Origin of the sequence: Mycolicibacterium peregrinum (assembly GCF_001665625.1) — a bacterium.
GTDB classification, from domain to species: Bacteria; Actinomycetota; Actinomycetes; order Mycobacteriales; family Mycobacteriaceae; genus Mycobacterium; species Mycobacterium peregrinum_B.
The window spans coordinates 14,403-25,625 of record NZ_LZSY01000169.1; the positions used below are offsets into that span (position 1 = coordinate 14,403).

The 11,223-nt window shown below is 68.5% G+C and carries 8 protein-coding genes; 5 read left to right on the forward strand and 3 right to left on the reverse strand.

The features are described from left to right. Positions 1-51: 51 nt before the first annotated feature. On the forward strand, positions 52-591 hold the full coding sequence (locus A5779_RS26415) for an LppP/LprE family lipoprotein (protein WP_064886712.1): 540 nt from the start codon (positions 52-54) through the stop codon (positions 589-591). 13 nt (positions 592-604) lie between these two features. Here A5779_RS26415 and A5779_RS26420 read toward each other — a convergent pair whose 3' ends face one another. Further along, on the reverse strand, positions 605-1,345 hold the full coding sequence (locus A5779_RS26420) for an SDR family oxidoreductase (protein ID WP_064886684.1): 741 nt from the start codon (positions 1,343-1,345) through the stop codon (positions 605-607). Between the two features lie 119 nt (positions 1,346-1,464). Here A5779_RS26420 and A5779_RS26425 point away from each other — a divergent pair, with 119 nt between their 5' ends. Genes A5779_RS26425 through A5779_RS26435 form a run of 3 tightly spaced genes read left to right on the forward strand, consistent with a single transcriptional unit; the run spans position 1,465 to position 7,198 of the window. Next, positions 1,465-2,361: a LysR family transcriptional regulator gene (locus tag A5779_RS26425; protein ID WP_064886685.1), complete on the forward strand. Its 897-nt coding sequence runs from the start codon at positions 1,465-1,467 to the stop codon at positions 2,359-2,361. A 30-nt stretch (positions 2,362-2,391) separates the two neighbouring features. Further along, positions 2,392-5,802, forward strand: a complete 3,411-nt coding sequence (locus A5779_RS26430; protein ID WP_064886686.1) for a TM0106 family RecB-like putative nuclease — start codon at positions 2,392-2,394, stop codon at positions 5,800-5,802. A gap of 28 nt (positions 5,803-5,830) precedes the next feature. Further along, positions 5,831-7,198 (forward strand): FAD-binding oxidoreductase, encoded by a 1,368-nt coding sequence (locus A5779_RS26435; protein ID WP_064886687.1) that lies wholly within the window; start codon positions 5,831-5,833, stop codon positions 7,196-7,198. Here the strand turns inward: A5779_RS26435 and A5779_RS26440 are convergent. Both A5779_RS26440 and A5779_RS26445 read right to left on the reverse strand, forming a co-directional pair. Then, positions 7,176-8,864 carry an MFS transporter gene (locus A5779_RS26440; RefSeq protein WP_064886688.1) on the reverse strand — a complete coding sequence of 563 codons (1,689 nt, stop codon included), beginning with the start codon at positions 8,862-8,864 and terminating at the stop codon, positions 7,176-7,178. The two genes, A5779_RS26435 and A5779_RS26440, sit on opposite strands and share 23 nt — an antisense overlap. A gap of 78 nt (positions 8,865-8,942) precedes the next feature. Beyond that, positions 8,943-10,235 (reverse strand): multidrug effflux MFS transporter, encoded by a 1,293-nt coding sequence (locus A5779_RS26445; protein ID WP_064886689.1) that lies wholly within the window; start codon positions 10,233-10,235, stop codon positions 8,943-8,945. A gap of 122 nt (positions 10,236-10,357) precedes the next feature. Between A5779_RS26445 and A5779_RS26450 the strand changes: the two genes are divergently transcribed. Beyond that, positions 10,358-11,125 (forward strand): hypothetical protein, encoded by a 768-nt coding sequence (locus A5779_RS26450; protein ID WP_064886690.1) that lies wholly within the window; start codon positions 10,358-10,360, stop codon positions 11,123-11,125. Positions 11,126-11,223 lie beyond the last annotated feature (98 nt).

Below are 11,223 nucleotides of genomic sequence, written 5' to 3' on the forward strand. Positions count from 1 at the left end.
AGCGGGGTCACGGTAGGTTGCCCAACTGTGAAACGGGTCGCAGTGTTCGCCATGGCGCCCGGGGTCGTCGTGGCGGCCGTGCTCACGCTCGCGGGGTGCGGATCAGGAGATTCCACGGTCTCAAAAACCCCCGAAGCCAGCGCCAACGCGGCACCGCCCCCGGCGTCGAAACCAGCCGCCAAGGCCGCCCCGACACCGGCGGCACCGCAGGCCGACCCGTGCGCGGTCAACCTGGCCGCACCCGAGATCGCCAAGGCCGTCTCCGAGTTGCCCCGTGACCCGCGCAGCAATCAGGCCTGGAGCCCCGAACCGCTGGCGGGCAACTACAACGAGTGCGCGCAGCTGTCGGCGGTGATCGTCAAAGCCAACACCAACTCCGAACACCCCAACACCCGGGCCGTGCTGTTCCACCTCGGCAAGTTCATCCCCACCGGCGTGCCCGACACCTACGGCTTCAACGCCATCGACAAGACGGCCAGCACCGGGGACACCGTGGCGCTGCAGTACTCGGGCGGATTCCACGGACTGGCCAGCACGGTGAAGTTCCGCTGGAACGGCGGCGGCGTGGAGTTGATGGGCAACACAGGCTAGATCCGCAGCCCCGTCACAGTTGTGACTCGCCGCCGTCGACCACCAGCTCGGTGCCGGCGACATACGTCGCGTCAAGCGCCAAAAATGCCACCGCAGGCGCAAACTCGCTGGGCCGACCCCACCGCTTCATCGGACTGCTCGCGGTGAACTCGGCCTTGAGTTGGGCGGCCTTCTCCGGCACTTCCTTCTCCAACTTGCCGGTGTCGATCGAGCCGGGGCTGATCGCGTTGACCCGAATTCCTCTGGGCAGCAACTCCCGGCTGAGAGTGCGGGCCATCGATCGCAGCGCCGCCTTGCTGGCCGAGTACACGCTCAGCGCATCCCACCCCGTCTGGTTCGCGATCGACGTCGTCAGCACCACACCACTGCCCTCCGCGAGCAGCGGCGCCAGCCTCTGCACGGTGAAGAACGGCCCCTTGGTGTTGATCGCGAAGACCTCATCGAAGGTCTGCTCGGTCACCGCATCGAAGGGGTCGAAGCTACCGATGCCGGCGTTGACGACCAACGCGTCGACCGTGCCGAATTCGATCTTGACGCGGCCGGCCAGCGCGTCGATATCCGGTAGCGAGCTCGCGTCGCTACGGACCGTGATCCCGTTGCCGCCGAGCTGCCGCCCCGCATCGTCCAGCGTGTCCTGGCTGCGGCCGGTGACCAGCACGCGAGCGCCGTTGTCCACCAGGAACTGTGCGGCCGCCAGCCCCAGCCCGCTGCTTCCCCCGGTGATCACCACGTTCTTGCCGTCGTATCTGCTCATACCGTCGAGTCTTCGACAGTCCTCCGAACCGCGTCCAAGACCTGTTCGGCACCGCGTCATGCCGAATCGGAATACCGCTGGGCCCGAGCCAGGTTGAGAACAGCCATGGAGACAGTGCGGTGAACGACGCCGGGGTCGACCTGGAGTTGCGCTTGGTGCGGTATTTCACGGTGGTGGCCGAGCAACTGAACTTCAGCCGGGCGGCCGCCGAGTTGCACGTGGCCCAGCCGTCGCTGAGTCGCCAGATTCAACGCCTGGAAAAGCGGCTCGGCGTACGTCTGCTGGAGCGTATCCCGCAGGGCGCCCAGCTCACCGAAGCCGGCAAGGCATTCCTGCCGGAGGCGCAGGCCCTCCTGCGAGCCGCCCGGCAGGCCGCCGTCACCGCGCGCGCCTACGCGCCCGCGGGCAAGGTCATGATCGGGTACGTCGAGGATCTCGTCATCACCCCGGCCGTGCGGGAACTGCGCCGACTGCACCCCGGTACCGAGATCGGCACCCGCCACCTCGAATGCCACGAAGAGAAGGCCTTCACAGACGGACATGTGGATGTCCTGGTGGCCCGTGCCCCGCTGTTCGTCCCGACCGACGGGGTCCGGGTCACCGCGCTGTACGACGAGCCACGGATGCTCGTGGTGCCTGCCGACCATCAGCTGGCCGGCCGGACGTCGGTGTCGCCCGACGACTTCGCCGGCGAGGATTTCATCTGCCCCCACGGCGGGGCCCGCTCGATCTATCCGACGGGTTCATTCCAGGACAGCGACCCCGGGCCGATGTCGGCTGGTCCCATCGACGAGAGCTTCGAGGACCGGCTCGAACTCATCGCAGGCGGGCAGGCGATCGCGGTGCTGCCCGTCGGTGATCGGCGTGCGTCACTGCGCGCCGATCTGGTCACCGTTCCGGTGGTGGGCTTCCCGGCCAGCACGGTGGTGGTGGCCAGCCGGGTCGGTGAACCGAACCCGCTGGTTGCCGAGTTTGTCCGGACCGCTCGCACCCACCTCACCGCGCAAGCCGCCTGACCTGTCGGAGCGCTGCCCTACAGTGGCACCGTGTTCGTCACCGACGAAGGCGCGTCGGGCCCGACGGTCATCTACAGCGCGTCGGACCTGGCTGCGGCCGCCCGCTGTGAGTACGCCCTGCTGCGTTCGTTCGACGCGCGGCTGGGCCGGGGACCGGCAGTGTCTTCCGACGACGAATTACTGGCCCGCACAGCAGAACTCGGCGAGGAACACGAGCAGCGCCACCTCGATGAATTGCGCGCCGACGCATCACCGTCCGAGGTGACGGTGATCGGCCGGCCCGCCTACACGGTGCCGGGTCTGACCACGGCTGCCCAGGCCACTCTCGAAGCAGTAGAGCGCCGGGACCCGGTGATCTACCAGGCCGCGATGTTCGACGGGCGCTTCGCCGGGTTCGCCGACTTTCTGATCTGGGACGGCGACCGCTACCGGCTGCGGGACACCAAGCTGTCGCGCTCGGTGAAGGTGGAGGCACTACTGCAGCTGGCCGCCTACGCCGACGTACTGGCCCGAGCCGGCGTGCCGGTGGCGGACGAGGTCGACCTGGTCCTCGGCGACGGCGCGGTAGCCAGCTACCGCGCCGACGAACTGCTGGCGGTGTACCGGCCGCGTCGTAGCGCGTTGCAGACACTGCTCGACGGCCACCTCACCGCCGGTACCGCGGTGTCCTGGTCCGACGAGACGGTGCGGGCCTGTTTCGGCTGCGATGAATGCCAGGAGCAGATCCGCACCACCGACGACCTCTTCCTGGTCGCCGGAATGCGGGCGACCCAGCGCGCCCGGCTCATCGACGCGGGCATCACCACCGTGCATCAACTGGCCGAGCACACCGGAGCCGTACCCGGGCTGGCCCGGCGCGTGGTGACAGCGCTGACCGGCCAGGCCCGCTTGCAGGTGGCGCCGCGGGTGGACGCCAAGCCGCCGTACGAGGTCGTCGATCCGCAACCGCTGATGCTGCTGCCCGACCCGGACAAGGGTGACCTGTTCTTCGACTACGAGGGCGACCCGCTGTGGACGGTCAACGGTCACGAGTGGGGCCTGGAATACCTGTGGGGCGTCCTCGGCGCGGAGGGCAACTTCCAACCGCTCTGGGCCCATGACCGGGCCAGCGAACGTCAGGTGCTCATCGATTTCCTGGACCTGGTCCGCAAGCGCCGCAAGCGTTTTCCCAAGATGCACATCTACCACTACGCGCCGTACGAGCGCAGCACCCTGCTGCGGCTGGCCGGCCGCTACGGGGTCGGCGAGAACGACGTCGACGATCTGTTGCGCAACGGCATTCTCGTCGACCTACTGCCATTGGTACGCAAGAGCATTCGCGTCGGCACCGAGAACTACAGCATCAAGTCGCTGGAACCGCTCTACATGGGCAACGAGCTCCGCGACGGTGAGGTCACCAAGGCCACCGATTCGATCACCGAGTACGCGCGCTACTGCGCACTGCGGGAGGCCGGGGAGCACGACGAGGCTGCCACGGTGCTCAAGGAGATCGAGGACTACAACCGGTACGACTGCCGATCCACCCACCGGCTGCGGGACTGGTTGATCAACCGGGCGTTCGAAGCCGAGGTTCCGCCGCGCGGTCCGCAACCGGTGCGTGACGGAGGGCCGATCGAGAAGGCCGACGCCACCGACCGCAAGCTGCTGAAGTTCGCCGGCGACGGTGTCGAACCGCGCACCGACGAGCAGCAGGCGGTCGCGATGATCGCCGCGGCCCGGGGTTTCCACAAGCGTGAGGACAAGCCGTTCTGGTGGGGCCATTTCGACCGGCTCAACAATCCGGTCGACGAATGGGCCGACAGCACAGGTGTTTTCGTCGCCGAGAAGGCACAGGTGGTCACCGACTGGCACACCCCGCCACGCGCCCGCAAACCCCAACGCCAGGTCTTGCTAACCGGCGCCATCGACGCCGGGGAACTCAGCACCGAGGTATATGCGCTGTATACCCCGCCCGCTCCGGCCGGCCTGTCCGACGACCCGGACCGGCGCGGCTTCGGCAGCGCGGCCGTCGTCGGCTGCGACAACCCGGAGGCACCCACCGAAGTGCTGATCACCGAACGCCAACCCAAGGACGGTGACGCCTTCACCCAGGTGCCGTTCGCGCTCACCCCTGGCCCGCCGATCAACACCAAGCCCCTGCAGGCATCCATCGACAGCACCGCCACCACCGTCGCCGCCGGTCTGCCGAACCTGCCCGCCGATGCGATGACCGATGTCCTGTTACGTCGTCCGCCCCGCACCGTCAGCGGCGGCCCGCTACCCCGCAACGGTGACACCGCCGCCGACGTCAGCGCGGCTCTGCTGGATCTGGACTGCTCGTACATCGCGGTGCACGGGCCGCCCGGCACCGGGAAAACCCACACCTCGGCGCGGATCATCGCCGGACTGGTCAACCAACACGGTTGGCGCATCGGGATCGTCGCGCAGTCGCATGCGGTGATCGAGCATCTGCTCGAGCAGGTACTCGATGCCGGGGTGGACGCGGCGCAGGTGGCCAAGAAGCGCAAAGGCGCCGACCCGCGGTGGACCGAGATCGGCGAGAACCACTACGCGTCGTTCATCGCCGACCACCCCGGCTGCGTGATCGGCGGCACCGCATGGGATTTCGCGAACGAGACGCGGGTACCGCGGCAATGCCTCGATCTGCTCGTGATCGAGGAGGCCGGGCAGTTCAACCTGGCCAACACCATCGCGGTGGCCCCCGCCGCGCGGAATCTGCTGCTGCTGGGCGACCCGCAACAACTCCCGCAGGTCTGTCAGGGCACCCACCCGGCACCGGTGGACGATTCCGCGCTGGGCTGGCTCGTCGACGGGGCGCACACGCTGCCGGCCGAGCGCGGCTACTTCCTGGACCACTCCTTCCGGATGCATCCGGCGGTGTGCGGCCCGGTCTCCCGACTGTCCTATGACGGCCGGCTGCAGTCGCATGAAAAGGTCAGTGCGGCACGCAAACTCGACGGCATCGAACCGGGAGTCCGGGTGCTCACGGTCGAGCACCTCGGCAATTCGACCGACAGTCCGGAAGAGGCCGCCGCGATCGTCACCACCATCACCGGTCTGCTGGGCACCACCTGGACCGACGAACACGGCAGCACCCCGCTTGAGCAGGACCACTTCCTGGTCGTCACGCCCTACAACGCTCAGGTGACCACGGTGCGTCGCGCACTGGACGCAGCGGGTCTCACCGAGGTGCAGGCCGGCACCGTGGACAAGTTCCAGGGCAGACAGGCGCCCGTGGTGTTCGTGTCGATGACGGCGTCCTCGGCCGCCGACGTCCCCCGCGGCGTCGGGTTCCTGTTGAACCGCAACCGGCTCAACGTGGCGATCAGCCGGGCCAAGTACGTCGCCTTTATCGTGCGTTCACCACAGCTCACCGACTATCTGCCCGGCCAACCGGACAGCCTGATCGCGCTGGGCGCATTTCTGGCCCTGACCGAATGACGGACCCGGCCTGTGATACACCCAACCGGTGACTGAAACGCTTACCGGAACCCTTGCCGGAATCGTCGGTGCCGGCTACGTCACCACCGATCCCGACGTGCTGGACGGCCGGTGCGTCGACCACACCGGGCGGTATCGCGGACAGGCATCAGCTCTGGTCCGGCCCGGCACCGCCGACGAAGTCGCCGCGGTACTGCGCGCCTGCCGCGATGCGGGGGCGTGTGTCACGGTGCAGGGCGGCCGGACCTCTCTGGTGGCCGGGACGGTGCCGGAGAACGACGACATCCTGCTGTCGACCGAGCGCCTCACCGAGATCGGTGTCGTCGACACCGTCGAGCGCCGTATCCGAGCCGGCGCCGGGACTCCCCTGGCCGCGGTGCAACGCGCCGCCACCGCAGCCGGATTGGTGTTCGGGGTGGACCTGGCCGCGCGCGAATCGGCCACCGTCGGCGGGATGGCCTCCACCAATGCCGGCGGTCTCCGCACCGTTCGTTACGGCAACATGGGCGAGCAGGTGCTGGGCCTGGACACCGCTCTGCCCGACGGATCGGTGGTCCACCGGCACAGTCAGGTACGCCGCGACAACACCGGCTACGACCTGGCCTCGCTGTTCGTCGGCGCCGAGGGGACGCTCGGTGTGATCACCGCACTCGATCTGCGCCTGCACCCCACCCCTACCCACCGGGTCACCGCGATCTGCGGGTTCACCGACCTGGAGGCGCTGACCGGGGCCGGCCGCGTCTTCCGCGACCTCGACGGCATCGCGGCCCTGGAGCTGATCGACGCCCGGGCCAGTGCGCTGACCGCCGAGCATCTCGGGGTCCCCGCCCCGGTCGACGGTGCCTGGCAGTTGCTGATCGAACTGGCCGGCGACAGCGACCAGACCGAACGCCTGGCCGACGCGCTGGACGGGGCCGACCTCTGTGGTGAGCCGGCCGTCGGCATCGACACAACCGCCCAGCAGCGGCTGTGGCAGGTACGGGAGTCGGTGGCCGAGGTGCTCGGATTGTTCGGTCCGCCATTGAAATTCGATGTCTCGCTGCCACTTTCGGCAATCAAGAACTTCGCCACCGAATCCACCGAACTGATCGCCACCCATACGGCGGACGCCATTCCGGTGCTGTTCGGCCACATCGGGGAGGGCAATCTGCACCTGAACGTGCTGCGGTGCTCCACCGACGCCGAGGCGGGGTTGTATGCCGCGATGATGACGTTGATCGCCGACTGCGGCGGCAACGTCAGCTCCGAACACGGCGTCGGGTCACGCAAGCGCGACTATGTGGCGATGTCACGCACCGAGGCCGACATCGCAGCCATGCGCACGATCAAGGCCGCCTTCGATCCGGACGGATACCTCAATCGCGCCGTGCTGTTCAATCCTCGCGCTCTGCCATGAACTCGGCGTAGATGTTCTCCCATTTCTCGGGATCCTCGGTCAGCGGCAGCACCCGGAACGAATCGGTCACCGCGTCGGCCACACCGTCGCCATCGATGTGGTGATGGCTCACCGTGAACTCCACGTAATCGTCGTCATCGTCGTCGCGGGGGTCCAGGTAGGGATCCGGCTCGGAAGTGAACACGGGCTCGGCATCGAAACCGAGCAGGAACAGCGCGGCCACCACCCCGAACAGCGCGATGAAGGCCGGCAGGAGCATGGACTGCGACATCGCCGCCGCGAACGGCGCGTGCAGGAACTCCGGCAACTCGGCGACCGCACCCTCACCACGGGGCGCCGCGCCGGCCGCCCCCGGCATCTCTGCGCTGATACGCGACGTCATGTACGCCGCGATCCCCGCGCTGCCGAGCACCGACCCGACCTGGCGGGTGGCGTTGTACACGCCGGATCCGGCCCCGGCCAGATCCGGCGGCAGGTTGCGCGTCGCGGTCGCTGCCAACGGCGACCAGATGAACGCCATGCCGACGCCCATCACCAACTGCGGCAGCAAGAGGCGCCAGATCGGCGTCGTCGGGGTCATCTCCATCGCCAGCCAGGTCAGCCCGATCGCCATCGCCGAGAAACCGAAACCGATCACCGGCGTCGGATGCGCCCGGTCGACGATGCGACCCACGACCGGCGCCAGCACACCGCTGGCGATCGCCGTCGGAGCAGTCAAGAGTGCCGACCGGATCGGCGACAGTCCGCACACCGTCTGGGCGTAGAACATCAACGGCAGGATCATCGCGGTCACCGCGAACCCGATCGTGGCGACGCCCACGTTGGCCAGGCTGAAGTCGCGATCTTTGAAGATCCGCAACGGGATCAGCGGCTCGGCGGTGTTGACCGCCTGCCAGCACACGAACGCCACCATCACGGCAATACCGACCGCGCCGGTGGCCCACACCCACGGCGCCCAGTGGCGCGACTGCCCCTCCTGCAGCGCGAACACGATCAGGAACATGCCCACCCCGGACAGCACCACGCCCAGCACGTCGAACCGGTGGTCCTGGGTGGGTAGCACCGGCACCAGCCAGACCGCCAGTGCGAAGCCGACAACCCCGATCGGCACGTTGACGAAGAAGATCCACTGCCAGCCCAGTCCCCCGACCAGCACGCCACCGGCCAGCGGACCGACCAACGTGGCCACCCCGGCCGTCGCGCCCCACACACTCATCGCCACCCCGCGCCGCTCGGGCGGGAAGATGCGGGTGATCGTGGACAACGTCTGCGGGGTCAGCAGGGCCGCACCGATGCCCTGCACCACACGGGCCGCGATCAGCATCCCGATACTGCCGGCGAAACCGCACCACAGCGAGGCCGCGGTGAACACGGCCAGGCCGGCGAGATAGAGGTTCTTGGGCCCGTAGACATCGCCCAACCGGCCCGCGACGAGCAGCGGCACGGCGTACGCCAGCAGGTAAGCGCTGGTCACCCAGATCACGCCGTCGTAATCGGCGCCGAGCTCTTCCATGATGGTCGGATTGGCGACGGCGACGATCGTCGCGTCGACCAGGATCATGAAGAAGCCGACCATCATGGCCCACAGCGCGTTCCACGGGTTGTCCGCACGCGCGGGCACCCTGCCCTGCGGGCTCGGGGTGCGGGCGTTCAGCGCTGGAGACATGGCGATGCGGTGTGTTGGGCCTCGGGTCCGGCTCAGTTGGGTGGTTGGCGGGCCCAGCCGACGCTACCCGGGAGCGCGTCAGGCGGGCTCGACAACCGCCTCGGAAACGACGAGCGTGTCGCCCGGGCATTCGCTCGGCTCGTCATCGTCGTTACGCCGACCGACCAGCAGCGCCGTCAGGGCGATCGCCATGCCGGCCGTCATCACCCACGACAACGCCAGCGCACCGTTGCCCAGGGCCCCGATCGCCGGTGCCACCGCCGCGCCGAGGCCGAACTGCGCCGCGCCCAGCAACGCGGCCGCCGTTCCGGCAGCGTCGGGATGCCGCGACAGTGCGACGGCCGGGGCGTTGGGAAGCACCAGGCCCATTCCCGCCAGGATCGCCAGCACCGGCACCACGAAGGCGGACAGCCCACCGACGTGCGCCACGGTCAGCACCACGAACACCACCCCGGCAAGGGTCGACCAGCTCAGCGCCGCCACCGTGATGGTCTGCGGCGAGAACCGGCGCAGCAGCACGACGTTGAACTGGGTGGAGCCGATCAGCGCGATCGCCCCCGCGGCGAACACCAGCGCGAAGGCCTGCTGGTCGAGACCGTAGTGGCCCTGCAGGACGAACGGCGCCGCCGAGATATAGGCGAACAACCCGGACATGCCCAGTGCGGCGACCAGCACCAGGATCACGAACCGCGAATCACGCAGCAGCTCGATGTACGTGCCGACGATGCCGCTCACCGCGAGTGGGCGCCGATGGGCGACCGGCAGGGTTTCCGGCAGGGCGAGCGCAGCCATCGCCAGCAGGCCGCCGGCCACCACCACCAGCGCGACGAAGACCCAGTGCCAGGACCCGTGCAACAGCACGGCCGCCCCCAAGGACGGGGCCAGCACCGGGGCCACCCCCAGCACCAGCATCAACCGCGACATCACCGTCGCCGCCACGGTGCCGCTGAACAGGTCGCCGACCACGGCGATCGCGACGACCGAGGCCGCCGCCGCACCCATGCCCTGTAGGCCGCGCGCCAACCCGAGAACGGTGATGTTGGGTGCCAGCACGCACAGCACCGAAGCCACCATGTGCAGCACGATGCCCGCCATCAACGGGCGCCTGCGTCCCAGCGAATCCGACAGTGGGCCGACGATCAGCTGGCCGAGGGCCAGACCGGCCAGGGTTCCGGTGAGCGTCAACTGCGACACCGAGGAGGAGACCGAGAGCTCCTCGGCGATCCGGGGCAGGGCCGGCAGATACATGTCGATGGTCAGTGGACCCAGCGCCACCAGCGCACCCAGGACGAGAATCATCCGGATCCGACCCGGCATCCGACTGTGCTCAGCTACCGATGTCGTCTGGTCCACGTCGGGCGATGATGCCATGAAGGTGAACAGCCCCGCATTTCAGTTTTTTGTTCCCGTGACGGCTGTCACCCTCGGGCACCGGCAACGGGTGACCGTTCGTTCTCCCGACGTCAGGTCAAGCGTTAGCCTGGCAGTCAACGATGGGTTCACACCTGGGAGGCCCCGAAGTGCGTGCGCGGTCCAAAGCCCTGCCTGCGAAGGTCGAAGAGACCGAAGATCCCAGCACGGCGGCCAAGGTGCTCTCGGCCATCATCGAGCGCAGTTCGCGCGTCCAGGCTCCGGCCGTCAAGGCCTACGTGGACCGGTTGCGCAGCCACCAGCCCGATGCCACCCCGGCCGAGATCGTGACCCGGCTGGAGAAGCACTACCTGGCCGCGGTGATGGCCAGCGGCGCCGCAGTCGGCTCGGCCGCCGCCTTCCCCGGCATCGGAACCCTGGCGGCGCTGTCGGCCGTCGCCGGCGAGACGGTCGTGTTCCTCGAAGCCACGTCGGTGTTCGTGCTCGCCGTCGCCGAGGTGCACGGCATCCCGGCCGACCATCGCGAACGGCGCCGTGCGCTGGTGCTTTCGGTCCTCGTCGGCGAAGACAGCAAGCGTGCCATCGCCGACCTGCTCGGCACCGGGCGGACCAGCGGTGCGTGGCTGTCCGACGGTGCGGCGACGCTGCCGTTGCCCGCGGTCTCCCAGCTCAACTCCCGGCTGGTCAAGTACTTCGTCAAGCGGTATACGCTCAAGCGCGGCGCGATGGCTTTCGGCAAGATGCTGCCGGTGGGCATCGGCGCTGTCATCGGCGGCGTCGGCAACCGGCTGATGGGTAAGAAGATCGTCGCCAACGCCCGCCAGGCGTTCGGCGCACCCCCGCCGCGGTGGCCCGCAACGTTGCATGTGCTGCCGTCCGCCAACCCCTGAGGACCATGCTGACCTCAGGTGGCGCTGAAAGGCGATAGCCTTTATGCGGCGGTCCAGAGGGGTCGGCCGCCCACAGAAGAACACAAGCGGCAAGCCTG